25 protein-coding genes are annotated in these 25,458 nt (G+C 63.1%); 9 read left to right on the forward strand and 16 right to left on the reverse strand.

Translation table 11 applies throughout. The features are described from left to right. Positions 1-6: 6 nt before the first annotated feature. The 6 genes from M8523_RS07650 to M8523_RS07675 form a co-directional block, all read right to left on the reverse strand. Positions 7-813 carry a carbohydrate ABC transporter permease gene (locus tag M8523_RS07650; protein ID WP_282584258.1) on the reverse strand — a complete coding sequence of 269 codons (807 nt, stop codon included), beginning with the start codon at positions 811-813 and terminating at the stop codon, positions 7-9. Continuing rightward, positions 813-1,706, reverse strand: coding sequence for a carbohydrate ABC transporter permease (locus M8523_RS07655; RefSeq protein WP_282584259.1), 894 nt, complete (start codon positions 1,704-1,706; stop codon positions 813-815). The genes M8523_RS07650 and M8523_RS07655 overlap by 1 nt, the downstream gene beginning before the upstream one ends. Continuing rightward, positions 1,703-2,806 (reverse strand): ABC transporter ATP-binding protein, encoded by a 1,104-nt coding sequence (locus M8523_RS07660; RefSeq protein ID WP_282584260.1) that lies wholly within the window; start codon positions 2,804-2,806, stop codon positions 1,703-1,705. The genes M8523_RS07655 and M8523_RS07660 overlap by 4 nt, the downstream gene beginning before the upstream one ends. A 12-nt stretch (positions 2,807-2,818) precedes the next feature. Next, positions 2,819-3,907 (reverse strand): ABC transporter ATP-binding protein, encoded by a 1,089-nt coding sequence (locus tag M8523_RS07665; protein ID WP_282584261.1) that lies wholly within the window; start codon positions 3,905-3,907, stop codon positions 2,819-2,821. Between the two features lie 178 nt (positions 3,908-4,085). Then, positions 4,086-4,895: a DeoR/GlpR family DNA-binding transcription regulator gene (locus tag M8523_RS07670; RefSeq protein WP_282584262.1), complete on the reverse strand. Its 810-nt coding sequence runs from the start codon at positions 4,893-4,895 to the stop codon at positions 4,086-4,088. Between the two features lies 1 nt (position 4,896). Then, positions 4,897-5,529 (reverse strand): TIGR02466 family protein, encoded by a 633-nt coding sequence (locus M8523_RS07675; RefSeq protein WP_282584263.1) that lies wholly within the window; start codon positions 5,527-5,529, stop codon positions 4,897-4,899. Between the two features lie 218 nt (positions 5,530-5,747). Here M8523_RS07675 and glpD point away from each other — a divergent pair, with 218 nt between their 5' ends. Continuing rightward, positions 5,748-7,289 (forward strand): glycerol-3-phosphate dehydrogenase, encoded by a 1,542-nt coding sequence (gene glpD / locus M8523_RS07680; protein ID WP_282584264.1) that lies wholly within the window; start codon positions 5,748-5,750, stop codon positions 7,287-7,289. A 15-nt stretch (positions 7,290-7,304) separates the two neighbouring features. Here the strand turns inward: glpD and M8523_RS07685 are convergent, their stop codons facing one another. Then, positions 7,305-7,592, reverse strand: coding sequence for a hypothetical protein (locus M8523_RS07685; protein WP_282584265.1), 288 nt, complete (start codon positions 7,590-7,592; stop codon positions 7,305-7,307). Between the two features lie 650 nt (positions 7,593-8,242). On the opposite strand from M8523_RS07685, the gene M8523_RS07690 reads away from it, so the two are divergent. From M8523_RS07690 to M8523_RS07700, 3 genes are all read left to right on the forward strand, one after another. After that, on the forward strand, positions 8,243-8,638 hold the full coding sequence (locus tag M8523_RS07690) for an NAD(P)-dependent oxidoreductase (protein ID WP_282584266.1): 396 nt from the start codon (positions 8,243-8,245) through the stop codon (positions 8,636-8,638). A gap of 173 nt (positions 8,639-8,811) precedes the next feature. Further along, a complete protein-coding gene (locus M8523_RS07695) occupies positions 8,812-9,171 on the forward strand; it encodes a hypothetical protein (protein WP_282584267.1) in 360 nt (119 codons plus the stop codon). Between the two features lie 113 nt (positions 9,172-9,284). Then, positions 9,285-10,451 (forward strand): AAA family ATPase, encoded by a 1,167-nt coding sequence (locus tag M8523_RS07700; protein WP_282584268.1) that lies wholly within the window; start codon positions 9,285-9,287, stop codon positions 10,449-10,451. 42 nt (positions 10,452-10,493) lie between these two features. Here M8523_RS07700 and rcdA read toward each other — a convergent pair whose 3' ends face one another. Both rcdA and M8523_RS07710 read right to left on the reverse strand, forming a co-directional pair. Further along, a complete protein-coding gene (rcdA, locus tag M8523_RS07705) occupies positions 10,494-11,015 on the reverse strand; it encodes a protease adaptor protein RcdA (protein WP_282584269.1) in 522 nt (173 codons plus the stop codon). A gap of 145 nt (positions 11,016-11,160) precedes the next feature. After that, positions 11,161-12,174 carry an NAD(P)H-quinone oxidoreductase gene (locus M8523_RS07710; protein WP_282584270.1) on the reverse strand — a complete coding sequence of 338 codons (1,014 nt, stop codon included), beginning with the start codon at positions 12,172-12,174 and terminating at the stop codon, positions 11,161-11,163. Positions 12,175-12,252: 78 nt separating this feature from the next. On the opposite strand from M8523_RS07710, the gene M8523_RS07715 reads away from it, so the two are divergent. The 4 genes from M8523_RS07715 to M8523_RS07730 all read left to right on the forward strand — a co-directional run bounded on the left by M8523_RS07715 (position 12,253) and on the right by M8523_RS07730 (position 16,654). Next, a complete protein-coding gene (locus M8523_RS07715) occupies positions 12,253-12,471 on the forward strand; it encodes a SlyX family protein (protein ID WP_282584271.1) in 219 nt (72 codons plus the stop codon). Between the two features lie 104 nt (positions 12,472-12,575). Continuing rightward, on the forward strand, positions 12,576-14,417 hold the full coding sequence (locus M8523_RS07720; RefSeq protein ID WP_428350057.1) for an alkaline phosphatase family protein: 1,842 nt from the start codon (positions 12,576-12,578) through the stop codon (positions 14,415-14,417). A 380-nt stretch (positions 14,418-14,797) separates the two neighbouring features. After that, positions 14,798-15,907 (forward strand): 3-isopropylmalate dehydrogenase, encoded by a 1,110-nt coding sequence (gene leuB, locus M8523_RS07725; protein WP_282584272.1) that lies wholly within the window; start codon positions 14,798-14,800, stop codon positions 15,905-15,907. 186 nt (positions 15,908-16,093) lie between these two features. Beyond that, positions 16,094-16,654 (forward strand): hypothetical protein, encoded by a 561-nt coding sequence (locus M8523_RS07730; RefSeq protein WP_282584273.1) that lies wholly within the window; start codon positions 16,094-16,096, stop codon positions 16,652-16,654. A 24-nt stretch (positions 16,655-16,678) separates the two neighbouring features. On the opposite strand, the gene M8523_RS07735 is transcribed toward M8523_RS07730, so the two are convergent. From M8523_RS07735 to M8523_RS07765, 7 genes are all read right to left on the reverse strand, one after another. Further along, positions 16,679-17,146 carry a PTS sugar transporter subunit IIA gene (locus M8523_RS07735; RefSeq protein WP_282584274.1) on the reverse strand — a complete coding sequence of 156 codons (468 nt, stop codon included), beginning with the start codon at positions 17,144-17,146 and terminating at the stop codon, positions 16,679-16,681. A gap of 227 nt (positions 17,147-17,373) precedes the next feature. Then, positions 17,374-17,943, reverse strand: coding sequence for a ribosome hibernation-promoting factor, HPF/YfiA family (hpf, locus tag M8523_RS07740; protein ID WP_282584275.1), 570 nt, complete (start codon positions 17,941-17,943; stop codon positions 17,374-17,376). A 58-nt stretch (positions 17,944-18,001) separates the two neighbouring features. Continuing rightward, positions 18,002-19,552: an RNA polymerase factor sigma-54 gene (gene rpoN, locus M8523_RS07745; protein ID WP_282584276.1), complete on the reverse strand. Its 1,551-nt coding sequence runs from the start codon at positions 19,550-19,552 to the stop codon at positions 18,002-18,004. A 156-nt stretch (positions 19,553-19,708) separates the two neighbouring features. Further along, the gene (gene lptB / locus M8523_RS07750; protein WP_428350161.1) at positions 19,709-20,578 is read right to left on the reverse strand and encodes an LPS export ABC transporter ATP-binding protein; all 870 of its coding nucleotides are present in this window, start codon (positions 20,576-20,578) and stop codon (positions 19,709-19,711) included. Between the two features lie 160 nt (positions 20,579-20,738). Continuing rightward, complete coding sequence (locus M8523_RS07755; protein WP_282584278.1) at positions 20,739-21,497, reverse strand: LptA/OstA family protein; 759 nt, start codon at positions 21,495-21,497, stop codon at positions 20,739-20,741. Continuing rightward, positions 21,494-22,204, reverse strand: a complete 711-nt coding sequence (lptC, locus tag M8523_RS07760; RefSeq protein WP_282584279.1) for an LPS export ABC transporter periplasmic protein LptC — start codon at positions 22,202-22,204, stop codon at positions 21,494-21,496. The genes M8523_RS07755 and lptC overlap by 4 nt, the downstream gene beginning before the upstream one ends. A 94-nt stretch (positions 22,205-22,298) precedes the next feature. Then, positions 22,299-22,919, reverse strand: a complete 621-nt coding sequence (locus M8523_RS07765; RefSeq protein ID WP_282584280.1) for a ribonuclease D — start codon at positions 22,917-22,919, stop codon at positions 22,299-22,301. 405 nt (positions 22,920-23,324) lie between these two features. Between M8523_RS07765 and M8523_RS07770 the strand changes: the two genes are divergently transcribed. Next, complete coding sequence (locus M8523_RS07770) at positions 23,325-25,331, forward strand: methyl-accepting chemotaxis protein (RefSeq protein WP_282584281.1); 2,007 nt, start codon at positions 23,325-23,327, stop codon at positions 25,329-25,331. Positions 25,332-25,458 lie beyond the last annotated feature (127 nt).

The raw sequence follows: 25,458 nt of genomic DNA on the forward strand, positions 1-25,458 counted from the left end.
CCCTCCTCAAACCCGGCCGAGGGCAAAGCCCTTGGCGATGTGGTTGCGCACGAACCAGATGACGATGGCGCCCGGGATCATGGTCAGCACGCCGGCCGCCGAGAGAAGCCCCCAGTCGAGACCGGCGGCCGAATAGGCCCTCGACATCATGCCGGCGATGGGTTTGGCGTCGACCGTCGTCAGCGTCGTGGCGAGCAACTGCTCGACCCAGGAGAACATGAAGCAGAAGAACGCCGCAACCCCGATGCCGTTGGCGATCAACGGCAGGAAGATCTTGATGAAGAAACGCGGAAAGGAATAGCCGTCGATCATCGCGGTTTCGTCGATCTCGCGCGGCACGCCCGAGATGAAGCCTTCGAGAATCCACACGGCGAGCGGGACATTGAAGAGGCAGTGGGCGAGGGCCACGGCCCAGATCGAATCGAACAGGCCGACTGCCGAATAGAGGTTGAAGAACGGCATGGCATAGACGGCCGGCGGCGCCATCAGGTTCGACAGGAGCCAGAAGAACAGCGGCTTGTCGCCAACGAAGCGATAGCGGCTGAACGCATAGGCGGCCGGCAGCGCCACGGCGACCGAGATGACCGTGTTGATCAGCACATAGGAGATGGAGTTGAGAAAGCTCGCATGCCAATCGGGATCGATGAAGATCTTCTGGTAGTTCTCAAGCGTCGGATGCTGCGGCCAGAACGATAGGCTCGCCAGGATGTCGGGGTTGGTCTTGAAGCTGAGATTGATCAGCCAGTAGATCGGCACCATCAGGAACAGGATGTAGAGCGCCATGCCGACGCGATTGGCGGCTGAACTTTGCATCAGGCGTCCTTTCGCTGGTCGGCGTGGGTCGTATAGGTGAAGAAGATCCAGCAGACCGTCAGCGTGATGAGGTTATAGACGAGCGACATGGCGGCGCCGTTGCCGAGATCGACCTGTCCGAGGGCGGTCTTCACGAGATCGATCGACAGGAAACTCGTCGATTCGCCAGGGCCACCGCCGGTAACCACGAAGGGTTCGGTGTAGATCATGAAGCTACCCATGAAGCGCAGCAGCATGCCGATCACCAACACCTTGCGCAGCTTGGGGAACTCGATATTGGCGAAAACGGCCCAGCGGCTCGCGCCATCGATACGGGCCGCCTGATAATAAGCGTCAGGAATGGCCTTCAACCCGGCGTAGCACAGCAGCGCGACCATTGAGCTCCAGTGCCACACGTCCATGATCACGATCGTGAACCAGGCCGAAGTGGCGTCCTGCCGGGTGTCGAATGGAATGTGCAGCGCGTTGAGCGAGGCGCCGAGAAGGCCCACGTCGGTGCGGGTGAACAATTGCCAGATCACGCCCACCACATTGTAGGGAATGAGTAGCGGAAGGGCGATCACCACGAGCACCGCGCCGACCTGCCAGCCGCGCTTCGGGATGCAAAGTGACACCGCGATGCCGAGCGGGACTTCGATCGCCAGGATCACGAAGGAGAAGATCAGATTGCGCAGGAGGGCGCCCTGAAACCGTTGTCCGGCCTCGGTGGACGAATCCAGCAGGTTCGCGAACCATCCGGCGCCGTTCCAGAAGAAGTTGTTCTGCCCCATCGTGTCCTGAACCGAATAGTTCACGACCGTCATCATCGGCAGCAGCGAGGAGAACAGGACGAACACCATGACCGGCAGGACGAAGAACCAGGCGCGGTTGTCCCAGACGCGATTGTCGGTCATGCGGCCCTCCCTTCGGACAGGCTTTGTCCCTCGACGCGGTGATCGTCGACATAGATGTGCGTGCGGGCGGGATCGAACTGGACGCACGCCTGCGTGCCCTCCAGACTCATTCCGTGGGGTACGGTCGCGACGAGCGGCTGGCCGCCGAGGCTGACATGGGCGAGGCGCTTGCGGCCGAGATCGTCGATGCGGCGGACCTGGACGGGAAGACCGGCCGAGGTGCTGAGCCTAGCATAATCGGGACGGATGCCGAGCTTCACGGGGCTACCGGCGGCGAGCCCCGGATAGGCAGCCCCGAGAGCGATCTCCTGGCCGTCGAGGATGACTCGTGTGCCTTGGATCTTGCCCTGCAGCAGGTTCATGCCGGGCGAGCCGATGAAATAGCCCACGAACGTGTGCTCCGGCTTTTCGAACAATTCGGCTGGTGTGCCGATCTGCACGGCCCGGCCGTCATTCATCACCACGACCTTGTCGGCGAATGTCAGCGCCTCGACCTGATCGTGGGTGACGTAGATCATCAGGAGGTCGAGCGCGCGATGCACGGCCTTGAGCTTCGAGCGCAGTTCCCACTTGAGCGCCGGGTCGATGACGGTCAGCGGCTCGTCGAACAAGACGGCGGACACGTCGGAGCGCACGAGCCCCCGCCCGAGCGAAATTTTCTGCTTGGCATCGGCCGTAAGGCCGCGCGCGCGGCGATTGAGGTCGTGGTTGAGATCGAGCATCGTGGCGATCTCATTGACCCGTGCCGCGATCCTGTCCTTGGGCATGCCGCGATTCTTGAGCGGAAAGGCGAGGTTTTCCGCCACCGTCATCGTGTCGTAGATGACGGGGAACTGGAACACCTGGGCGATGTTGCGCTGTTCCGTCGGCAGACGGGTCACATCGCGGTCGTCGAACAGGAGCCGTCCTTCGGAGGGAATCACCAGCCCCGAAATGATGTTCAAAAGCGTGGTCTTGCCGCAGCCGGACGGGCCGAGCAACGCATAGGCTTTGCCGGCTTCCCACACGTGGTGCAAGGGCTTCAGGGCATAGCCGGCATCCGTCGCGGGCTTGCCGCCGCCATAGGCGTGACCGACGCCGTCGAGGGTGATCTGTGCCATCGGTCGCCCTCCTCAGGCTGTCGCCGCGAGACCGGGCGCCGTCACGCGCTGGCCTTGCGATCCAAAAACAAAGGCGCGGCCGGGATCGAACTGCGCTTCAGTCCGGTCGCCCGGCTCCCATTGATGCACGCCCTCCACCAGGCACACCCAGGTGCCGAGGCCCGTGTCGACATGCACGAAGCTTTCCGAGCCGCTGATCTCGGTGACCGAAACAGTGCCGGGGAAGCTCAGCATGCCGGGTTGCGGGTGGCCGATCGTCACCGCATCGGCCCGGAAGCCGAGCCGATAGACGCCATCCGGCATGCCGGACAGAACACCTTCGGCCGGCACTTTGCGGCCGCTTTCGAGTGTGGCCATCGCTCCCGCCTTGGTCACCGAAACTTCGTTCAATGGCGGATCGGAGAACACGCGTGCGGCATCGATGTTGTCCGGTTCGCGATAGGCGGTCGCGGACGGCCCGACCTGGGTGACGCGACCCTGCCACAATGTGGCGGTCTGACCACGCAAGAGCAGCGCCTCGGTCGGCTCGGTCGTGGCGTAGACCAGGATGGCGCCGGTTTCGGCGAAGATGCGTGGCAGCTCCTCGCGCAATTCTTCCCGCAGCTTATAGTCCAGGTTGGCAAGGGGTTCGTCGAGCAGCACCAGTTTGGCCTGCTTCACCAAAGCTCGTGCAATCGCGGTACGCTGCTGCTGGCCGCCCGAGAGTTGCGCTGGCGTGCGCTTCAGCATGGGCTCGAGCCTCAAGAGCGCCGCGGCGCGGCCCACCCTGGCCTCGATCTCGGCCTTTGGGAGACCGGCGACGCGGAGCGGAGAAGCGATGTTCTCGTAGACGCTGAGCGTCGGGTAATTGACGAATTGCTGGTACACCATGGCGACCGATCGCTTGCGGACGGGCACGCCGGTGATGTCGACACCGTTATCAATGATCTTGCCGGCCGTCGGTCGGTCGAGCCCGGCCATGAGGCGCATGAGCGTCGTCTTGCCCGACAAGGTCGGGCCGAGCAACACGTTCATGCTGCCAGGCTCGAGCCGCAGCGAGACATTGTCGATGAAGGTCTCTTCGCCGACCCTGTAGGATATCTGATCGAGGACGAAACTCAACGAACCGACCTTCCTTCGAAGGACTGCGCCGGAGCTCCGATCGCTCGAACGCGCAACATGCGCATCGTGCCTTCCTCCCGTATCTCGACGCTTGAATGCGTCTTGGATTGCTTGCGCGTAGCCTATGTCGAAAATCGCGAGCTCGGCAAGCGAATAAAACGAGCATAAGAACGAAAGCTTAAGTGGACTCGTCCTCGTTTTCGAGCGGGCCCCCCGCCTCGATGACCTCGACGCCGTTGACCCGACAAAGATCGGCGATGGCCGGCGACGGCAGGCGGTCGGTGACGAAAATATCGATCTCGCTGAGATGGGCGACCCGCACCGGGGCCGAGCGAGCGAATTTGCTGCTGTCGGACACGAGCACGACTTTGCGCGCGTGCTCGATAATGGCCCGCGCAGCCTGCACCTCGCGAATGTCGAAGTCGAGCAGCGTCCCGTCGGCATCGAGCGCCGAGGTCCCGATGATCGCAAGGTCGACCCGGAATTGGGCGATCATATTGATGGCATGCGAGCCGACGATGCCGCCATCGGCCTGCCGCACCGTGCCGCCTGTGAGGAACACTTCGATGGCGCTGTGCCGGTAGAGTTCTGCCGCGACATTCAGGTTGTTGGTGATCACCAAAAGGCCTGTGTGGCCCGTCAGGGCCCGCGCGACCTCTTCGGTCGTGGTCCCAATGTTGATGAACACGGAGGAATGATCGGGCACGAGCCGCGCCGCGGCCTCGCCGATCAGCTTTTTGTGCGGCCCGGCGATCAGCTTGCGAGCCTCGTAGGCGAGGTTGACGACCCCCGACGACACCATTGCGCCGCCGTGCACCCGGACGACCATCTGGGCGTCGCTCAAATCGTTAAGATCACGGCGGATCGTCTGCGGTGTGACGCCGAAATGCGTCGCGAGATCCTCGACAGCGACACGGCCCTTCTCGCGCAACCAGTCGACGATCTCGATCTGGCGCCGTGAGGCGATTTTGGTTGGCAGCGGCGTCATCCTAGAGGCTCAGGTTGAACGCGATGGAGATGCGGGCACGGGTTCCGCGATAGGGCCGCACCTGATGCATGAGCCAGGATGGAAACAGCACCATCAGGCCTGGCTTCGGCCGGATGATCTCGGCGCCACCCACCGAGGCTCCATCCTCGCCGGCGAATTTCAGATGCGGCGCATACATGCCAGGCCCCGGTCCACGCGGATCGAGCATCTCGAATTCACCGCCGAGGCTGTGGTCCGAGGCGCAACCGCCATCGTCCACATAGTAGGTTCCGGACCAGAACGAGCCCGCGTGGTAGTGACACACATTGGCATGACCGGCCGTGTTCACATTCGCCCAAGCCTGGATCTTCCAGGAGGGATGCGCGAGTGCGCCCTGCCGGTCTGTCGTCATCTGCCCGGCGATGCCTTTTGCCAGGTCGATGATCTGTCCACTCCACGGCGCTCCCCAATCGAGGATCTCGCGGTCGGAGTGCCAGCCACCCGCATTCGAGGCCTGGACCGAAGGGTAAGCCTCGCGTCGTGCGAGGATGGCGGCCGACAGGGCCTCGTTGAGGGCTGCCGCGTTCGGCACTTCGAGAGCCGCGACCGGAGTCGCAAACAGGCCGCGCACCGCAATGTTCATCCGCGTCGCCATTCGCGCTTCCTCCGGTTCGCTGCGCCTCAAGCGCGCGATTGAACGGCCAGTCGCGTGCGACTCCGCCATTTTTTCCCGCAAGTCTCGGATGTTCGCTGAGCAAGTGCAAGCCAAAGTCCAGGCAGGCCTGCGTCAAAGCAGGTTCGATGTTCGCTTGTTCGTGCTCTATTTTCGTTTTATGTTCGAAAAAACAGCAAAGACGATGGGGAGGGGCGGCCTTGGAGACACTCTACGATCTCGCCATCATCGGCGGCGGCGTCAACGGCTGCGGTATCGCCCGAGACGCGACCGGCCGGGGCCTCAAGGTTTTTCTGTGCGAGCAGAACGATCTGGCCAGCGGCACATCCTCGGCCGCCACGAAACTCATTCACGGCGGCCTCCGCTATCTCGAACATTACGAGTTTCGGCTGGTCCGGGAAGCCCTGATGGAGCGCGAGGTCCTCTGGGGAATCGCGCCCCACATCATTTGGCCGCTTCGGTTCGTGCTGCCCTACCACAAGGGTCTGCGGCCGGCCTGGATGCTGCGGCTCGGCCTGTTCCTCTACGACCACCTCGGCGGTCGCAAGCGCCTGCCGGCCACCCGCACGCTCGATCTCACCCGTGACGAGGCCGGCCAGCCGCTCAAGCCGGGCGAGTTCACCAAGGGGTTCGAGTATTCGGATTGCTGGGTGGACGATGCCCGGATGGTCGCCCTGAACGCGCGGGACGCCGCCGATCGCGGTGCGACCGTGATGACGCGCACCAAGGCGGTGAGCGCTGAGCGTGGCGCGGCCGAATGGGCGCTGACCCTGCAGGACAAGACGACCGGCACAACGCAGGTGATCCGTGCCAAAGCGGTCGTGAACGCAGCTGGCCCCTGGGCGGGCGCGGTGTTGAACACGGCCCTCCGGATCAATGCCGAGGCCAAAGTCCGTCTCGTGCAGGGCTCCCACATCGTGGTGCCGAAAATCTATGAGCACGATCGCTGCTATATCTTTCAAAATGCCGATGGCCGCATCTTCTTCGCAATTCCTTACGAACAGGATTTCACGCTGATCGGCACTACCGACCGCGACTACGAAGGCGACCCTGCCGCCGTCAAAGCCTCCGATGAGGAGATCGGTTACATCTGCCGTTCAGCCACGGAATATTTTGCCAAGCCCGTCCTGCCCACCGACATCGTCTGGACCTACTCCGGCGTGCGACCGCTCTATGACAAGGGAGACGGCGCCGCCCAGGCCGCGACGCGCGACTACGTGCTGGAACTCGAAGGCGAGAGCGGCCGTGCGCCGCTCCTCTCGGTCTTCGGTGGCAAGCTCACGACCTACCGTCGCTTGGCCGAGCACGCGCTCGAATTGCTGCAGCCGCACCTCCCCGCCTTGAAGGGGAATGTCGGCTGGACCGGCCGAAGCGCATTGCCGGGCGGCGACTTTCCGATCGACGGGTTCGATGCGCTCGTGGACTCCCTGCGTCAGGGCTGGCCTTTCCTGACGCTCACCCACGCCCATCGCCTCGCCCGGCTCTATGGTACGACAGCGCGCACGATCCTGGGAGATGCGCGTTCGTTGGACGCGCTCGGCCGGGATTTCGGGGCGACGCTCACCCAGGCCGAGGTCGATCATCTGGTTCGAACCGAGTGGGCGGAGACGGCCGACGACATCCTCTGGCGCCGGACGAAGCTTGGTCTCCGCCTGGGTCCCGCACAAGTGCGGGCCCTCGAAACCTACCTCAACGGCGTCGCGTCCCAGCCCGTGGGCGGGCTTGCCAGCGCGACGGCCTGAAGGAGCTGCGAGTGGTCAGTCGCCATTGCAATCCGGCGTATTCAGATCGCCGGGCTGGAGCACTTCGGGGTTGGCTGCCGGATTGGTGCCGGTCACACGCTCGACGAATTCGTCGAGCCTTTCGCTCGGCCGCGTAACGAGGCCGGCGGGACCCATCAGGGTGACGACCGTTTCGGGGCGAGCGCCAAGTTCGTCGATGTGCTTTTCACGGACCCACGCGACGGTTTGGCCGATCGCAGCCGCGTCACTCTCCGCCGTCAGTCCAAGGGGGTCATCAGTGCCGATCGAAAACGTGTAGTCCATGTGACGATCACCCCTGTGTAGTCTGCCTCTCGATGTCAGCTTGGATTTCTCACGCACAAGTCAAGGGAGAGACAGCGGCAAGAGACCCATCGGGTGTGCGTTGCCCGGGACCGCCGGCATTCGCAACCGCTCGATCGGTAACAAGCAGGGCCGTTGAAGCCGGCCGGGGCGGTGTTCGTTCGCGCATATTTCATCGTCCCTGCGCCGTACAGCCGTTGGTGACGGCCAATCGGTTTGAGGGACGACCCCGTGCTTCTGAGATGCCAATAGTCCAGCTCAAGGGTTGGTTGATCATGCGGAATCATCACTCCCGTCGCCAAAACCGTTCCAAATGCAGCCCCGATCCATGGCATAGTTGACTCGTCTTATAGACTTTGTAAGATGGGCCGTCTGCTGTGGAGGCGTGCCGACGATGAAAAGGACATTCGGGGCCGACCTCGGCGAACTCGCTGGAGACGATATTCGGCGGTGGCAGGGCGAATTGGGCGGTGATGTTCAAGCCGCTCGGCGGGGCAAGATCGAAGCCGTTCTATCGGTCGCCGCTCTGTGGATGCGGAGGATTATCGGACAGGGGAATGGCCATGGGAGCTGTCGACCCAGGTTGACTACCAGGCCTGCCGATCTGCCCTTCTCCGACCCGAGCCTTTCCCATGCGACTCAGCCAAACAGCCCAACACGGCCGTCCGCCCTCAGCGCGTAACCGCGTCCTCGTCGTCGCGTCGCCCACGCATTCTCTCGAACTCCTGCGGTGGGCGACAATCCTCAGCGATGACATCCTTTTCGTCGCGGAGAGCATCGACGCGGCGTCACAGCGTTTCGCGACGCACTTCGCCATTGAAACGCGCCGGCGAACGTTTCGGCACAGCGATCTTTCCCATGCGGGTACGCTGCTCCTGTCGCTGCCCGATCCTGAAAAGGAAAATCAGATCGTTCGCGCCGCACGTCGTCAGGGCGTCGCCGCCCATGTGGTCGACCGCCCGCTTGTGTCCGATTTCACGGTCTTGGCTCTCCTCCAACAGCCGCTAGGGTCGAGTCTGGCCGCATAGGGCGCGATCCGGGGTGGCGAAGCTCGGAAATCAACCTTGCCTTAACCTTGTGAGGTCAATCTCCATCGGCGTTCGTTCGCGCGAGCCGTCGCGCATGCCGGCGCGGGCGGCGTCGATGCAAGTCGCGGCTTCGGGAGGGCCGCTTTTTGGAGGTGATCGTCATGCGTTCGGCGATGGCTGTATTGCTTCTTACGATGCTCTTTCATGGTGGGGCTCTGGCCGACGGTCGATTCCGCAACATGATGCCCTATGGCGAAGCGCGCGAAATGTTTCTGCGAATGGGATACCGTCCCTACATGATGCCCGGCGCGGATATCTGTGACCCGGACGACCCGCGCTGCTTTCCCGAACTCGAATATTGCGCGAAGAGCCGAACCTGGGCCTGCACCTACACGTGGCGGCGCGGCAAGACCATCATCGAAGTCGAAACCCGCTACGACAACCCGATCGTGGCGCGATCGGAATGTGTGGTCAATTGCACCCAGTCCCCGAAGTCGGTTCCGGCGTCCGGTGAGGGTGTCGCTGCGCGGTAGTCATTCCCACGGCGGGTTCTAGATCTTTCTGTCGTGGCCCCGCCTGATCGCGAGATGACCTCGGTCAGAAATGGCGTCGACGGGAAGAGGGCGATCGAGCCAATCGGACATCCATGCTGACCACCCTCGCGGTCGAGAGCTATCGTTCCCTTCGAAAGCTCGTCATCCCCCTAGCCCCTCTGGCTGTGATCACCGGGCCGAACGGGAGCGGAAAATCGAGCCTCTACCGGGCATTGCGATTGCTCGCCGACACTTGCCAAGGCTCGCTCGTGGCGAGCCTCGCCCGCGAGGGTGGGCTGCCGTCGACACTATGGGCCGGGCCGCATGAGATCGGGCGGGGCGTGAAATCGGGGCAGTATCAGGTGGAAGGGCTGCGGAGACACCAGTCCGTCCATCTGCGGCTCGGTTTTGCGGCCGATGACTTCGGCTATGCGATCGACTTGGGACTCCCGTCCCAAACTCCGCCAAGCGCGTTCAACCTCGATCCCGAGATCAAGCGCGAATGCCTCTGGTCAGGCCCCGTGCTGCGCCCCTCGACCCTTCTGGTCGACCGGCGCGGTCCCTCGCTGCGGGTGACAGACGCCACGGGCGCCTGGCAACATGCGTTGACGGCGCTGCCGCCCTACGACAGCATGATGACGGCTTTCGCGGACCCGCGGGGGGCGCCCGAGATGATCGTCTTGCGCGAGAGGGTTCGGGGCTGGCGCTTCTACGACAACTTCCGCACGGATTCAGAAGCCCCGGCCCGGCACATGCAGATCGGGACGCGGTCACCCATCCTCAGTCACGACGGCGCCAATCTGGCGGCCGCCCTGCAGACGATCCGGGAAATCGGCGATGCCGCCGGGCTCGACCAAGCCGTGGACGAAGCCTTCCCGGGTGCGGAAGTGATCGTCGTCCATGCCGACGGGCGGTTCCAACTGACGATGCGCCAGCATGGGCTTCTTCGTACCCTCGGGGCAGCCGAACTTTCCGATGGAACGCTGCGCTACCTCCTGCTGGTCGCGGCGCTCCTGACCCCGCGGCCGCCCGAACTTCTTGTCTTCAACGAGCCCGAGGCGAGCCTTCATCCCGAACTTCTACCGGCACTGGCGGCCCTGATAGGCCGAGCCGCCGCACGATCTCAGATCGTCGTCGTGTCGCACAACGCGCACCTCGTTTCCCTGTTGCGGGACGGTGCGGACACCGGAACGATCGAACTGGAAAAGGCCTTCGGCGAGACTCGGATCAAGGATCTCGACGCCGCCGACAGGCCCCGATGGGAGTGGCCCGCCCGGTGACAACGTCCGGCCAGGCGCGACCCGATTGTTACTCGCGCCCCATCAGGCGCTGCCTCCTCCCGGAAAGGCGCGCCGCAGCAGGTCGAACTGCGACTGCACGCCGGGGAGCGACGGGCGGGGCCGGTCGACACGCGATGCGTGAACCTGCGCATCGAAATGGACGATGCGCGCGTGGATCCGAAGCGATTGCGCCGTGAACTCCTGCAGATCCTCCGGCAATTGAGCGAAGAGAGCGGCCTGACTGGCAATGCCTTGCGAGGACGTCAGGCTTTGCCGGCTTCGTGCCGTTTCGTCATCGGCCAACTCGCCATCGTTGACCGCCTTCTGGACCAGCAGCCACGAGGCGATCTGCATCAGGCGGGTCGTGAGCCGCATGCTTTCGGCCGCGTAGGCGAGGGCGAGAGGACGCGGCAGCGTTCGGGATTGCTCACGTCCCGGACCATCGAGATAGGCCGCAACATCCTCCACGAGGGACATGCCGTCCTGATAAAGCGTCTTGAACTGGGGAGAAGATGCCAGCCGGTGGGCGAAGCTGATCGTATTTCCTTGTTCCATGCCCAGCATCACAGACCTCTTCTCCATCGTCGCGATTGCCCGGATCCGGCGGCGCCTGCCGCCTGTGCCGAAGTGAACCGCTCTCATCTAACCGCGATCAACGTTGCAAACACCACGCCGCGAGAGATCTCCTCGCGTTAACTTTGTGTTAAGGTTAACGGAACGCGTCTTCCGCCACGGTGAGGACGATCTTTCCGATGTGGTCACCCGCCTCCATGCACCGGTGCGCGGCGGCGGCTTCGCTCAAGGTGAAGGCACGGTCCATCACGGGCCTGATCTGACCGGACGCGATGATCGGCCAGACTTTGGATTCCAATGCGTTGGCGATGGCACGCTTCTCGGCGATGCTGCGTGGCCGGAGGGTCGATCCCGTATGGATCAGGCGTTTCGTCATGAGCTTGGTGAAGTTCACCTCCGCCTTCGCGGCTTCCAGGAAGGCGATCTGCACGACCCGGCCGCATTCGGCCGCAGCCTCGTAGTTTCGCTCGATGTAGGAGCCGCCGACCATGTCGAGGATGACATCCGCGCCCCGCCCGGACGTCACGGCCTTGACGGCATCGACGAAATCCTCGTCCCGGTAGTTCACCGCCCGGTCTGCCCCGAGCGCCACGATGGCGGCGCATTTCTCCGGCGATCCGGCCGTTGCGATCACACGTGCGCCGAAAGCCTTGGCCAGCATGATGGCCGTCGTACCGATGCCCGACGTCCCACCATGGACCAAAAGTGTCTCACCGGCTTTGAGCCCGCCTCGTTCGAACACGTTGGTCCACACCGTGAAGAACGTTTCGGGGAGCGCGGCGGCCTCGCGCATTGTCAGGCCCGTCGGGATCGGCAGGGCCTGCGGCTCCGGTGTCTTCACATATTCGGCGTAGCCACCGCCCGGCACCAGCGCACAGACACGATCGCCGACCGCGTAGCGGTGAGTGCCAGGACCGAGGGCCGCGACGGTGCCGGAGACCTCCAGGCCCAACAGGTCGGAGGCCCCCGGAGGCGGCGGATACGCGCCTTTGCGCTGCAGGATATCTGGGCGGTTGACGCCCGCCGCCGCGACCCGGATGAGGATCTCGCCTTCGTGCGCTTCCGGCACGTTGCGATGAGCGAGTTCGAGGACCTCGGGGCCGCCCTTCCCGTTCATGGCGACGACGGTCATGGTTTCAGGGAGAGACATGGCGGCTCCTGGGTTAGAGATGTTTTTCAGATAGAGCGTTCCTGCGACCGGGACACGCTCGATACCGAAAGACGGAAGATGACCGATCCGCAAGGACTCGCGCAGCGCCTGGAGGCGCTCGAAATGCATGCGGCCCATCAGGCGCGGGTAATCGACGAGCTCAATGCGACCGTTGCGGCGCAATGGACCACGATCGACGCCTTGCGGCGGGGCCTCGCGACGATCGCCGAGCGACTGGAAAGTGCCGAGGCGCGCGGCGTCGGCCTTCCACCCGTGCAGAAGCCGCCGCATTATTGATGGCACGGGTTCCTCCGCCCCAGTCGCCTCGCCGAACGCCACGTGTCATCGAATTGTCGCTGCCGACGGGCATGAGCGGCCGACGCATCAACCGGAGGTTTCTCATGAAAGCACAGGTCCTGTCGGCCGCCACGGCGGTCCTTTGCATCATGGGGACTGTCCCGGTCGTCCAGGCGGCAGAGCGGCCGCATAACGTCATTCTGTTCGTGCCCGACGGCTTGCGTGGCGTCATCGTCAACGACACGACGGCCCCGTCCATGGCGGCGCTCGCGCGACAGGGCGTCTGGATGAAGAACAGCCATTCGCTGTTCCCAACCTTCACGACCGCCAACGCCTCGGCGATGGCGACGGGGCATTACCTCGGTGACACCGGCGATTTCTCCAACACGATCTATACCGGCTTCCAGGTGCCCGGCGCCGGCAACAGCATGGTGCCGTTTCTCGAGAACGATCCCGTGCTCGGCGATGTCGACGAGCATTTCGCCGGGGATTATCTCGATGAAGCCACGATTTTGAAGCTCGCCCGCGACAAAGGGTTCAGCACGGCCGCGATCGGCAAGCTCGGACCGGTCTTGATCTTCGACCATACGAAGGACGGCCGCGAGCAGTCGATCATCATCGACGATCAGACCGGGACGCCCAAGGGGGTGCCTCTGTCGGCCGAGCTGAGCGATCGGCTGAAAGCCGCCGGTGTCCCGCTCGCGGCACCCACGCGGGGTGACAACGGCAAATCGGGGGATTTCAAGACGGCGGGCACCCATTCGGCCAACGGCAACCAGCAGGATTATTTCGCCTCCGCCGCGACCCGGGCCGTGCTGCCGCTCTTCGCCGCGCGCGACAAGCCCTTCGTTTTGGTGTTCTGGTCGCGCGACCCCGATGGCACGCAGCACAATCAGGGTGACAGCCTGCTGAGCCTCGTGCCCGGCATCAACGGGCCGACCTCCATGGCGGCGATCCGGAACGCGGACGATGACCTCGCCCGGCTGCGCGCAACGGTGGCCGAACTGGGCTTGACCGACACGACGGACATCATCGTCTCATCCGATCACGGCTTCTCGACCATTTCGAAACAGAGCGAAACGAGTTTCGCCGCGAAACAAACCTTCAGCGATCAGCCGGCGGGCCTGCTCACGGTCGGCTTCGTGGCCATCGACATCGCGCAGGCTTTGAGCCTGCCGCTGATCGATCCCGACAACAACTACGTGACGCTCGCTGCCGGGCAGCATCCGAAGTTCGGCAACGGCCTGATCGGCGGCGACAAGGATCACCCCAAGGTCGTGGTGGCCGCCAATGGCGGGTCGGATCTGATCTATGTCCCGGACGGTGACAAGGACACGGCCCGCAAGGTGGTCGAATTCCTGATGAGCCAGGATTACGTGAGCGGCCTGTTCGTCGACGAAAAGCTCGGTCATTTCCCTGGCACGCTGACGCTGGCCGACATCAACCTGCAAGGCACCGCCGTCACCCCGCTGCCGGCGATCGCCGTGAACTTTCGCTCTTTCGACACGGTCTGTGGCGAGCCCACGCGTTGTGCGGTCGAACTGGCCGATACGGGGTTGCAGCAGGGCCAGGGCATGCACGGCTCCTTCAGCCGCGCCGACACGCAGAACTTCATGGCCGCCGTCGGCCCCGACTTTAAAGCGGGCTTCATCGATCTCGCGCCCACCAGCAACGCCGATATCGGCAAGACGATCGCCAAGATCCTCGATCTGCCGGTGGCCGACAAAGGCAAGCTCGTTGGAAGGCCGATCACCGAGGTCATGGCGGGCGGCGCTCCGGCGCCCGAGGTTCTCAGCGAAATCCTGATGTCGGACCCGGATTCCAAAGGTCTGAGGACAGTGATCGACCGGCAGCAGGTGGGAGACACCTTGTATTTCGATGCCGCCGGCTTTCCGGGCCGCACCGTGGGATTGTCGAGCACGCCCTTCGACCTCAAGGCCAAATAGCTGAAGCCTTCGCGTTATCCGAAATACGTCGGGGCCAATCCGACGCAAGCGCCCAGCATAACGATGACGAGCGGCGGCCTGTCGAGGGCCGTCAGAAGGACGAAGCCCGTCGCGACGCTTGCAAAGTCGGACGGGCGCAGGACGGTGCTGGTCCAGACCGGGCATAGAGAGCAGACGAGACTGGTCCGCTCAGAGACCGCGACAATGTGAGAAGCGACGACATTTCGACCATCACGAGGCTTTAGCGTGCGGGTCCCGCCTGTCCAACGTCTTCGGCCCCGTGATCCACCCGGCACCTTCAGCTTCGCCCGCCGCCGGCGCTTGCCAAGCTGGACGCGCATCTTTACCTGTGCGTCCCGCACGCGAGACGGACCCCGACCATGGCGACCCATAAGCTTTTTCTTCTTCCCGGCGACGGCATCGGCCCCGAAGTCATGGCCGAAGTGGAGAAAGTCGCCGCTTTTCTGACGGAGAGCGGACAGGCCCGGTTCGAGATCGAGAAGGGTCTGGTCGGCGGATGCGCCTATGACGCCCATGGTCAGGCGATCAGCGATGCCGATATGGCCCGCGCGCAGGCTGCCGACGCCGTCATTCTCGCCGCGGTCGGCGGCCCAAAATGGGATGACGTTCCTTACGAGGTCCGTCCCGAGGCGGGATTGCTGCGGCTGCGCAAGGACATGGCTTTGTTCGCAAATCTCCGTCCGGCCATCTGCTATCCGGCGCTGGCTTCCTCGTCGTCGCTGAAGCCCGAGGTGATCGAGGGGCTCGATATCCTGATCGTGCGAGAACTCACGGGCGGCGTGTATTTCGGCGAGCCGAAGCAGATCATCGACCTCGGCAACGGCCAGAAGCGCGGCATCGACACCCAGGTCTACGACACGTTCGAGATCGAGCGCATCGCCCGCGTGGCCTTTGAACTGGCGCGCCAGCGCGGCAATCGCGTGACTTCGTCCGAGAAGCGAAACGTGATGAAGTCGGGCGTGTTGTGGAACCAGACCGTCACGGCCCTGCACAAGCGAGACTATGCCGATGTCAAACTCGACCACATGCTGGCCGATGCGCTCGGCATGCAGCTCGTCCGCTGGCCCAAGCAGTTCGACGTGATCGTCACCGACAACCTGTTCGGCGACATGCTGTCGGATGTTGCCGCCATGCTGACGGGCTCGCTTGGCATGCTGCCCTCGGCCTCGCTGGGTGAAACCGACGTCAAGACCGGCACCCGCAAGGCGCTCTATGAGCCCGTCCACGGTTCGGCACCCGACATCGCCGGCAAAGGCATTGCGAATCCGATCGCCATGATCGCGTCCTTGGCCATGGCGCTTCGCTATTCCTTCCACAAGCCTGACTTGGCGGCCCGCATCGAGGCCGCGATCTCGGCCGTTCTCGATCAGGGCATGCGGACGGCCGATATTGCCGCCAAGGGCGAGGCTACGGTTTCGACTTCGGCCATGGGTGATGCGATCGTGGCGGAGATCCGCAAGGCGGGCTGACCCCACACGGCCCGAAGCCGCCTGGATCCGGTGAGCAGTCGCCCGCACCGGACCGCGACAGCAAGGATCGATTTTGTTTTGTCGGTGCGAAACCGATCCTGCTAGAAAAGCGCTCACTGAACAAACAAGGAAACGGTCGCGTGTGACGGCCGGTGCCTAGAGCTTCCTTTGGAGGCGGTCGACCAGATGGATTTCAAATCGGCGCACAATAGCGCGCCACTCGTGCCGGGCCGCGAATGCGGGGCCTGCACGATGTGCTGCAAGGTCTACAGGATCGAGGCACTCGGCAAGCCGGATGGTGTGTGGTGCACCCATTGCGTCGTGGGATCTAGCTGCAAGATCTACCCCGACCGGCCCGACGATTGCCGGGACTTCTTTTGCCTGTGGCGCACCGATGCGACACTGCCCGACAGCTGGAAACCCAACGTCTCGAAGTTGACGATCAGCCTGTTTCCCAAGAACGGGTTTCTCTATGTGCAGGTCGATCCCTCCACTCCACAGGCGTGGCGCAAGGAGCCTTATTTTTCGACCCTGAAAACCTGGTCGGCGAGCCTCTTGCAGCGCGGGCGGCATATCCTGGTCTTCGTGCGCGATCAGGCCACCCTGATCATGCCCAGCGGTCCGATCCCGATCGGCATCATGTCCCCCGACGACGGCTTCGTGGTCCGCGAACGATTCACCCCGACCGGCAAGACATTCGAGGTGGAACGCGTGGCTTCCACCGGTGGGCAGCGCACCGCCGTCTAAACTCTACGCCGGGAGGCCCAGACGTCAGGCGGCGTGTGAGGTGTGATCGGACTGCATCAGCACTGCGTGCAGCGCCTTGGCGTCCCGGGTCATCCGCAATTGCATGGTGAGCTTCGGGTCACGTAGAAAGCGCGCCACGCGTGCCAGAGCCTTGAGATGATCGGCCCCCGCCATTTCGGAAGCGATGAGCAGGAACACGAGATCGACGGGCGCGCCATCCATGGCCTCGAAATCGATCGGCTTTTCGAGGCGAGCGAAGACGCCGAAGATGCGCTCGCATCGCGCCAGTTTGCCGTGCGGGATAGCCACGCCGTTGCCAACGCCCGTCGAGCCGAGCCGCTCGCGTTGGAGGACAGCGTCGAAGACCTCGCGGTCTGAGAGCCCCGACACCGCAGCAGCCCGTTCGCTCATCTCCTGCAAGACGGTCTTTTTGCTCGCGGCGCGCAACGACGGCAGGATTGCGTCGCCCGGGATCAGGTCGATCAAAGGCATTCCATCAAACCTCGTCGACGGCTGCGATTTTGGGCATACACAGCCCAAGATCCGAACCGTCCGTCATTCGGCCCGAGCGAATTTGCGGCACCATCCCGGACGGGATAATGCCGGCACACAACGGTGATATGATACGCATCCGAATTGTGGTCCACCGCTCGAACCTCGAAACCTTGAGGGCTTCGAACCGGCCGACGCAATTCACATGCCGGCCCCGAATTTCCTGGCTACGACTCCAGATCATAAGGATCGATCCAGCCGATATGCCCATCGGTTCGCCGGTACACGATATTGACGTGATCGTTTCCCGAATGCCGAAAGACCAGCACCGGCGCACCCGAAAGATCCAGTTCCGAGACGGCCGCGGCCACCGACATCGCGGTCAGGGGCTTTTTGGTTTCGGCAACGATCACCGGGCTGTAGCCGACGGCATCCAACTCCTGATCGGGCTGCTCGATGGTCCGGTCCGGCATCAAGGGTAAGCTGGCCACGCCAGACCCCGGATGCCGCTCCCGCAGCTTGCTCTTGTAGCGGCGTAGGCGGCGCTCCAGCTTGTCCGCCGCCTGGTCGAAGCAGGGATAGGGCTCATGCGCGCGACCCTCGACCTGCAGGGTGGTGCCGGAGGTGAGATGCAGGGTCAGGTCCGACCGGTAGCCCGATCCCTCCGTCTCGATCGTGACGTGGCCGGTGATCGGACCGTCAAAATATCTGCCGACCGCGGTCGTGATCCGCGTGCGGGCATGGTCCTGGAGCGCTTCCCCGATCGTCAGGTTCTTGCCGGACACCCGCAATGTCATCGCTCACTCCCGTAATGCTTCGTTGGGGCGAGAGCGTTAGGAGCGCCTCGCCGCGAAGTCAACGCGCGAGAGCGGCCTCGAGAGGCCCGCCCAATGCCGATTTCTCCCGCCGTCGTTCGACCGATGAAGGAATCCGCAAGCTTTCGCGGTATTTCGCGACGGTGCGCCGGGCGATGTCGATGTTGGCCTGTTTGAGGCGGCTCACGATGGCATCGTCCGACAAGACGCTCGTCGGGCTTTCGCTTTCGATCATCTGTTTGATTCGAAATCTCACTGCCTCGGCCGAATGGGCATCGCTGCCGTAGGACGAGGCGATCGACGCCGTGAAAAAATATTTGAGTTCGAACAAGCCACGGGGCGTGCTCATATATTTATTGGAGGTGACGCGCGACACCGTCGATTCATGCATGCCGATTGCGTCAGCGACGCTGCGCAGGTTGAGCGGCCGCAGATATTCGACGCCCTTGGCGAAAAAGCCGTCTTGCTGGCGGATGATCTCGCTCGACACCTTCAGGATGGTGCGGGCCCGCTGTTCGAGGCTCTTGGTCAACCAATTGGCCGTCTGCAAGCAATTGGTGACGAAGGTCTTATCGGCATCGCTCACGGGTGAGCGCGACACCCGCGCATGATAGCGTTGATTGATCAGGATGCGGGGCAGCACCTCGGTGTTCAATTCGACGTGCCAGGACCCGTCCTGCGCGGCCGAGACGAAAACGTCCGGGATGACGGTCTGCACCGGCGCACCGCCGAAGGTTCGGCCTGGCTTCGGATCGAGCGTGCGTATCTCCGCCAGCATGTCGCGGAGGTCCTCGTCATCGACGCCGCAAAGCTTTCTCAGGCTGCCGAAATCACGACGCGCCAGCAGTGGCAGATGGGCCAGCAGCGCCTGCATCGCGGGATCGAGCCGGTTGCGCTCGCGCAACTGCAGCCCCAGGCACTCCGCCAAGTCCCTCGCCCCGATCCCGGTCGGTTCGAAGCCGTGGATTACGGCAAGCACGGCCTCGACCCGGGCCGTCGATGTGGCGAGGCGCTCGGCGACGGTCGCGGTCGACTCGCGCAGATAGCCGGCCTCGTCGATCGCATCGATCAGGCTGAAACCGATGATCCGTTGCGCGGGATCGACGACCGCCAACATCAGCTGCTCGATCAGAACTTCGCTCAAGGTCGCCGTGCTGCTCAGATAGGTCTCGGGACCCGCGCTCTCGCCCGTTGCCGAAGGCGCATTGTTCCAGGTGGTGGTCGAAAGCCCATGACCGTCCAAGGCCTCGCCGGTCGTCCCGCCGCTGCGATCGGCGTCGAACGTATTCGCCAATTCGGTGCCAAGGCTCGCCTCAAGCTCACGCTGGTCGGTTGCAAGTTCATTCGAGGTCCAGTCGCGCTCGGCCGAGCCGCCGTCAGCGGAAGCGTCGTCGCGTTCCGCGGCATGAGGTTCGGTGGGGTCCGGCCGGTCCTCGGCCCGTTCAAGAAGCGGGTTGCGCTCCAATTCCTCTTCTATGAACGAAGCCAATTCGACGTTGGACAGTTGCAGCAACTTGATGGCTTGGAGAAGCTGCGGGGTCATCACCAGGGTCTGGCCCTGGCGCATCATCAATTTGGCCGATAATGCCATTCAACCACCCAACGCATGAATGCACTGGCCGCGCTCACGAGGCGAGCGATCGACAGACCGCTTATAGCACGGTTCTTGCTTAACCGAAGGCTTTGCCGGTGGAAGCGACGGGGTTTGACCGCAGCGGCACGATTATGGTTAACGCGTCGTCCGACGTCACATGCGGAAGTCTTCGCCGAGATAGAAGCGCCGGACGTCCTGGTGGGCCACGATCTCGTCGGCGGTTCCTTCGGTCAGAACATGGCCAGAATGAATGATATAGGCCCGGTCGATCAGGCCGAGCGTTTCTCGCACATTGTGGTCGGTGATCAGCACCCCGATGCCGCGCCCCTTGAGGTGCCGGACGAGGTCCTGGATGTCGCCGACCGCGATCGGGTCGATGCCGGCGAAAGGTTCGTCGAGCAGCATGAAGGACGGATGGCCCGCGAGCGCACGCGCGATCTCGCACCGCCGCCGCTCGCCGCCCGACAGCGCGATCGAGGGGGTCTTGCGGAGACGCGTGATATTGAACTCGTCCAGCAGTTCTTCGAGCTCGGCTTCGCGCTGTTTCTTGTCCGGGACCGTGATTTCAAGCACGGCCCGAATGTTGTCCTCGACATTGAGGCCGCGGAAGATCGAGGCTTCCTGAGGCAGGTAGCCGATCCCGAGCCGCGCGCGACGATACATCGGCAGAGCCGTCACATCGTGGCCATCAAGTTCGATACTGCCTTTGTCGGGCTTCACCAGCCCTGTGATCATGTAAAACACCGTGGTCTTGCCGGCGCCATTCGGGCCGAGCAAGCCCACGGCCTCGCCCCGCCGCACGTAGATGCTCACGTCTTCGACCACTTTACGGGCCCGGTACGCCTTGCCGAGATTGTGGACGCCGAGCACGCCTTCGGCGTCCGGCACGGGCTTAGGTACATCTCCCGCGAGACTGCTCGCCTGGTTTTCCCGCGGGGCACCGTCGTCGTTCGGCGTGACCGACGGGAACGCGAGCTCATCCTCGGTAAGGTCCCGCTTTCCACGGGACCAGATTCGTTTCAACGACACCATGCCACCTTGGACGGGTAAGTAGGTTGCGGTCGGCGTGACCGGCTTTGTTCGAAGGCCAATGTCATCCACGATGTCGCTTGTGCGGTGCAACCGATGATGCGCGCGGGTCCGATAGGGAACAAGCAGTTTCGCGTCTGTCCATCATTGTCGATCAAGGCTGGCTGGCGGTCGTCGCTTTCTTCTTCGGGGCGGGCTTTTTCGCCGCGGCCGCATGGCCTGCGGGCCCTGCGGCAGGTGCCGCCGCATCCGGCGTTCCCGAGCCGGGCGTGAAGATGCTGCTCACCCGCCCGTTGGTTTTGCCAGAAAACACCTGTGCCTGGCCGGAGGTGAGATCATAGACGAGACGATCGCCGCGTGTGACGTTCGGTCCCTGGCTGAGAGTGACATTGCCGGTCAGGGTCACCCGATTCTCGTCCTTATCGTAGGTGCCATTGTCGCCTGTGCCGATCTGATCCTTGGAAATTAGGGTCACAGGGCCCTTCGCCTCCATATGGCGCACCGAACTTCCCGCACCTGGCGCGCCCGCAGCCGCGCCGCCCGCCGTGGCCGCCGCTGCGTTTTCGCCGCCGGCCGCCGGGGCAGGGGCGTTCGGATCCGATTTCGTAAGAAAGATGACGAGTTGCGACGCCTTCAGCGTGGAATCGCCCTGAACCGCCACAACGCTTCCCGAGTAGACGAGCTTCTGCTCCTTGTCATAATAGTCGAGCTTTCCGGCGTCGATATTGATCGGCTCATGCGAGCCGGCGCCCGGAAGGAGCGTGGGGGAGGGGCCTGATTTCTGCGGCGCTGCAGCCGGCTTCGGCGCCGCGGGTGGTTTCTGCGCATGGGCCGGGACCCACGACAGCGTGACAAGTGCGAAGCCGCCCAAAGCCCTTCGCCATCCGGAGGGAAGCTGAGCAGACCGGCTCACGGCGCGGTTCCCTTCATCTGCGCCACGGTTCCGGCCGCGCTCGCGGCCGGCAGCATCACCGAATGCACGTGCCCCTCGAACGTCAGTTGTTTGCCATTGTCGATCATCGTCATCGTGTCGGCCGTGACCGACCCCGTCTGCATCACCACCGTCACGGGATTGGGGGTCGACACATCGCCGGCCTTGAACTGCACATGGGCCTTGCTCATCCGCACGTCATATCCCGACCCACCGACCAAGTGAATGTTGCCTTCGAGGTCCATGGTTTCCTTCGACGTGTCGTACAGTCCCTTGTCGGCCACGATATGGGCGACCGTCCGATCGGGCAGGGTCACATGGGCGTCGAGCGTGTTCAGTTCGAGCACATTCGGGGTGCGGATGTCCTGCACGGCCGTCTCGGCGGTGAAATCATAAGGCCGGCCATCCTGCCGAAAGCCCGACATCTTGGGCTTGGCCATGGTGACGCGCGATCCGTTCAGCCCCACGCTGCTGACCGACACATTGTCGGGCAAGACGGCCCGGAAGGGATTGAAGAAGGCAAATCCCACGATCCCGAGGCACAGCGCGACGGCCCCCACGACGATCAAACGCCGCATCCATCTGACCCGCGCCGTGTGCCGGCTGGCGAGCGTAAAGGCGTTCCCGCCCATGCGGGTCGTAACCGTCGTCAATCGTCCCGGACCCGGGAAAGCGGTGGTGTCGGTCATCGGGCTCGTGGACGGATCGGATCTTTGTTCCGGGATGCGCTGCGCTCCTAGGAGAGGCGAGTGGCCAAGTTAAGGCGCGCGCCCGGACGCCGTATCACTCGTGGGAGAAGATATCGACGCTCGGCCAACCTTGAAGATCGAGGTGGGCACGGGTGGGCAGAAAGTCAAAGCATGACTGCGCCAGGACCGCTCGTCCTTCGCGCGCCAAAAAGGCATCGAGGCGCGCCTTCAGCGCATGCAGGTGAAGCACGTCGGACGCCGCATAGGCGATCTGGGCCTCGCTCAAGGCGGGAGCGCCCCAATCCGAGGATTGCTGCTGCTTCGAAATGTCGAGGCCGAGCAGTTCGCGGCAGAGTTCCTTCAAACCATGGCGATCGGTATAGGTGCGGACCAGCTTCGAGGCGATTTTCGTGCAGTAGATGTTTTCGGTCATTGTTCCGAATGCATGAAACAAAACCGCCACGTCGAACCGCGCGAAATGAAATAGCTTCTGGACCGCGCGATCGGCCAACAATCGTTGGAGGTTCGGCGCGCTGCGCTGGCCGACCGCGATCTGAACCAGATCCGCCGAGCCGTCGCCACCGGACAATTGCACCACGCACAGGCGGTCACGATGCGGATTGAGACCCATGGTCTCGGTATCGATCGCGACACTGTCGCCATAGCGCCGGTCCGCGGGAAGGTCGCCTGCGTGGACCTGGATCGTCGTCGTCAATGAAGTGGCCACCTTGAAAGCTGAGGCAGGTCTCTTACCCCGGTTTTCTCACATGGGGCAATGTCCTGCGCCAAATCGGGCCGGCGGGTCCCTGCTTCGGTGGCTACGGCGGCGAACCACAGCAGCGGTCGCGTATTCGTCTACCGACATGCCTATCGAATACAGACCGATACCGCGAGAAAATGTTTACAATACCGTAGAAAGAAAACCGCCGCGAAATGTTATGTTCACTTTGTGATCATTACAAATAGACGCCGCAGGCCCCAAAGGTCAGTTCAATATGAAATGCAGTGTTAAGTAGGACGGGCTCTGGATCCAAACGTGATCAAGTGGTAATTTTCTGTTCGTGCGATCGAACGCGAACTATCAACAATACTTGTACTAAAAGCTACGGGTGTGGGGATTATGTCTGCTTTTAATCTGTTCAAGCCCTGCGGTGCGGCATCCGAGCGCAGCGCACTGGATCATTCCCTTGCGATTATCTCATTCACACCCACCGGCACGATTCTGGAGGCAAACAGCAACTTCTGTTCCCTCTTGGGATACGAGGCGTCGGAGCTCGTCGCCCAGCATCATAGTCTCTTCATTGATCCCGCGGTCGTTGCCAGCGCGGACTATAAGCTCTTCTGGATGAAGCTGGGTCAGGGAATATTCGACGCGCGCGAGTACAAGCGCCTGGGCAAAGGAGGGCGCGAAATTTGGATCCAGGCCTCCTACAACCCCGTCAAGGACAAGAAGGGGCGCGTCATCCGCGTTGTCAAAGTCGCTACCGACATCACGGCCGACAAACAGAAGAATATGGAATTTGAGGCCAAGCTGAACGCCGTCTATAGGGTTCAGGCTGTGATCGAGTTCTCGCCGAGCGGTCAAATCCTGACGGCAAACCAGAACTTTATGAATTGCCTCGGTTATGATCTCAGTGAAATCAAGGATCAGCACCACCGGATGTTCGTGGAGCCGGCCTATGCTCAATCCCCCGATTACCCGGAATTCTGGAATCGTTTGAACCGGGGCGAGACGATTTCCGCTGAGTTCAAGCGTCTTGGAAAGAACAAGAAGGAAGTCTGGATCCAGGGCAGCTACAATCCCGTGTTCGACGCAAACGGCAAAGTCGTCAAGATCGTCAAATTCGCGAACGATGTCACTGAACGTATGCGGGCCATACGCGAGATCGGCCTCGGCCTCGCCGCACTCGCCGATAGCAGGCTCGACCATCGCATCGTCACGACGTTCGGTCCGGAATTCGAGCAACTCCGCACTGACTTCAACCATTCGCTCGAAGGACTTCAGACCGGTCTGAAGAAGGCAGAAGCGAGGGACCAGGAGTTGCGGGCCGCGCAGGACCGGAAGGCGGCGGAGGACCGGCTGACCATTTCTGAACTGGGGAACGGCCTCAAGGCGCTGTCACGAGGTGACCTGACCCATCAGATCGAGGCGGATCTCGCGCCCGCCTCGCAGGTTCTCAAGGACGATTTCAACAATGCGGCAGCCATTCTTCTAAAGGCGATGACGGATGCTGTGGCGGCCGGGTTGATCGTGTCGTCCGGCAGCCAGCAACTCTCGGCCTCGGCCGAGCAGCTGTCGCAGGGCTCGACCGAGCAGGCCTCCGCGACCGAGGAGGCCTCGGCCTCGATGGAAGAAATGGCCGCCAATGTGAAGCAGAATGCAGATAATGCCAGCCAGACCGAGAAGATCGCCCACCAGTCGGCCAAGAACGCCGAAGCGAGCGGGGTCGCGGTCGGCAAGGCGGTCGACGCCATGCAGACCATCGCGACCAAGATCACCATCGTGCAGGAGATCGCCCGCCAGACCGACCTCCTGGCCCTCAACGCCGCCGTCGAGGCGGCCCGGGCCGGCGAACATGGCCGCGGCTTCGCGGTCGTGGCCTCCGAAGTCCGCAAGCTTGCCGAACGCAGCCAGGCGGCGGCGGCCGAGATCGGCACCCTGTCGTCCGAGACCGTGAAGGCCGCGCAGGAGGCGGGCTCGATGCTGGCCAAGCTCGTGCCCGACATCAAGCGCACGGCGGAACTGGTGGAAGAGATCACCGCCGCCTGCCGCGAGCAGGATGTCGGATCGATGCAGATCAATCAGGCCATCCAGCAGCTCGACAAGGTCACCCAGCAGAACGCCTCCGCGTCCGAGCAGATCTCGTCGACCTCCGAGGAATTGGCGGCCCAGGCCGAGCACCTCCAGAAGACGATTGGCTTCTTCCATCTCGGCACAGAAAACGGCCAGATCAAAGGTCAGGGCGAAACCGGTTTCAATCCCGTGCGCAACCTGCAGAAGAAGGCCAGCCGTTTTACGCGGGACGCGGTGAAGCCGGCCAAGATCACCCACACACGCAAACCGTCGAACGGCTTCACGCTGGACTTCGAGGAAGATGAGGAGGATGCGCGTTTCAAGCGCGCCTGAGGCTCTGCTCCGGACCTACGACAGGAGGGGGAGGCGCGACAACCTCCCTCCTGCGCTTCCCGAACTGCCGCGGCACGAGTATGCGTCGATCACGAGATGCCGAGGCGAACGGCAAACCTGCAAGGGT

This window comes from Lichenifustis flavocetrariae, assembly GCF_026130545.1.
GTDB lineage: Bacteria > Pseudomonadota > Alphaproteobacteria > Rhizobiales > Beijerinckiaceae > Lichenihabitans > Lichenihabitans flavocetrariae.

What these genes read in the sequence shown, in the direction of transcription:
- M8523_RS07650 (WP_282584258.1), bottom strand. Translation starts at nt 813, where the DNA reads ATGCAAAGTTCAGCCGCCAATCGCGTCGGCATGGCGCTCTACATCCTG.
- M8523_RS07655 (WP_282584259.1), bottom strand. Translation starts at nt 1,706, where the DNA reads ATGACCGACAATCGCGTCTGGGACAACCGCGCCTGGTTCTTCGTCCTG.
- M8523_RS07660 (WP_282584260.1), bottom strand. Translation starts at nt 2,806, where the DNA reads ATGGCACAGATCACCCTCGACGGCGTCGGTCACGCCTATGGCGGCGGC.
- M8523_RS07670 (WP_282584262.1), bottom strand. Translation starts at nt 4,895, where the DNA reads ATGACGCCGCTGCCAACCAAAATCGCCTCACGGCGCCAGATCGAGATC.
- M8523_RS07675 (WP_282584263.1), bottom strand. Translation starts at nt 5,529, where the DNA reads ATGGCGACGCGGATGAACATTGCGGTGCGCGGCCTGTTTGCGACTCCG.
- M8523_RS07685 (WP_282584265.1), bottom strand. Translation starts at nt 7,592, where the DNA reads ATGGACTACACGTTTTCGATCGGCACTGATGACCCCCTTGGACTGACG.
- M8523_RS07690 (WP_282584266.1), top strand. Translation starts at nt 8,243, where the DNA reads ATGCGACTCAGCCAAACAGCCCAACACGGCCGTCCGCCCTCAGCGCGT.
- M8523_RS07695 (WP_282584267.1), top strand. Translation starts at nt 8,812, where the DNA reads ATGGCTGTATTGCTTCTTACGATGCTCTTTCATGGTGGGGCTCTGGCC.
- M8523_RS07700 (WP_282584268.1), top strand. Translation starts at nt 9,285, where the DNA reads ATGCTGACCACCCTCGCGGTCGAGAGCTATCGTTCCCTTCGAAAGCTC.
- rcdA (WP_282584269.1), bottom strand. Translation starts at nt 11,015, where the DNA reads ATGCTGGGCATGGAACAAGGAAATACGATCAGCTTCGCCCACCGGCTG.
- M8523_RS07710 (WP_282584270.1), bottom strand. Translation starts at nt 12,174, where the DNA reads ATGTCTCTCCCTGAAACCATGACCGTCGTCGCCATGAACGGGAAGGGC.
- M8523_RS07715 (WP_282584271.1), top strand. Translation starts at nt 12,253, where the DNA reads ATGACCGATCCGCAAGGACTCGCGCAGCGCCTGGAGGCGCTCGAAATG.
- M8523_RS07720 (WP_428350057.1), top strand. Translation starts at nt 12,576, where the DNA reads ATGAAAGCACAGGTCCTGTCGGCCGCCACGGCGGTCCTTTGCATCATG.
- leuB (WP_282584272.1), top strand. Translation starts at nt 14,798, where the DNA reads ATGGCGACCCATAAGCTTTTTCTTCTTCCCGGCGACGGCATCGGCCCC.
- M8523_RS07730 (WP_282584273.1), top strand. Translation starts at nt 16,094, where the DNA reads ATGGATTTCAAATCGGCGCACAATAGCGCGCCACTCGTGCCGGGCCGC.
- M8523_RS07735 (WP_282584274.1), bottom strand. Translation starts at nt 17,146, where the DNA reads ATGCCTTTGATCGACCTGATCCCGGGCGACGCAATCCTGCCGTCGTTG.
- hpf (WP_282584275.1), bottom strand. Translation starts at nt 17,943, where the DNA reads ATGACATTGCGGGTGTCCGGCAAGAACCTGACGATCGGGGAAGCGCTC.
- rpoN (WP_282584276.1), bottom strand. Translation starts at nt 19,552, where the DNA reads ATGGCATTATCGGCCAAATTGATGATGCGCCAGGGCCAGACCCTGGTG.
- lptC (WP_282584279.1), bottom strand. Translation starts at nt 22,204, where the DNA reads ATGACCGACACCACCGCTTTCCCGGGTCCGGGACGATTGACGACGGTT.
- M8523_RS07770 (WP_282584281.1), top strand. Translation starts at nt 23,325, where the DNA reads ATGTCTGCTTTTAATCTGTTCAAGCCCTGCGGTGCGGCATCCGAGCGC.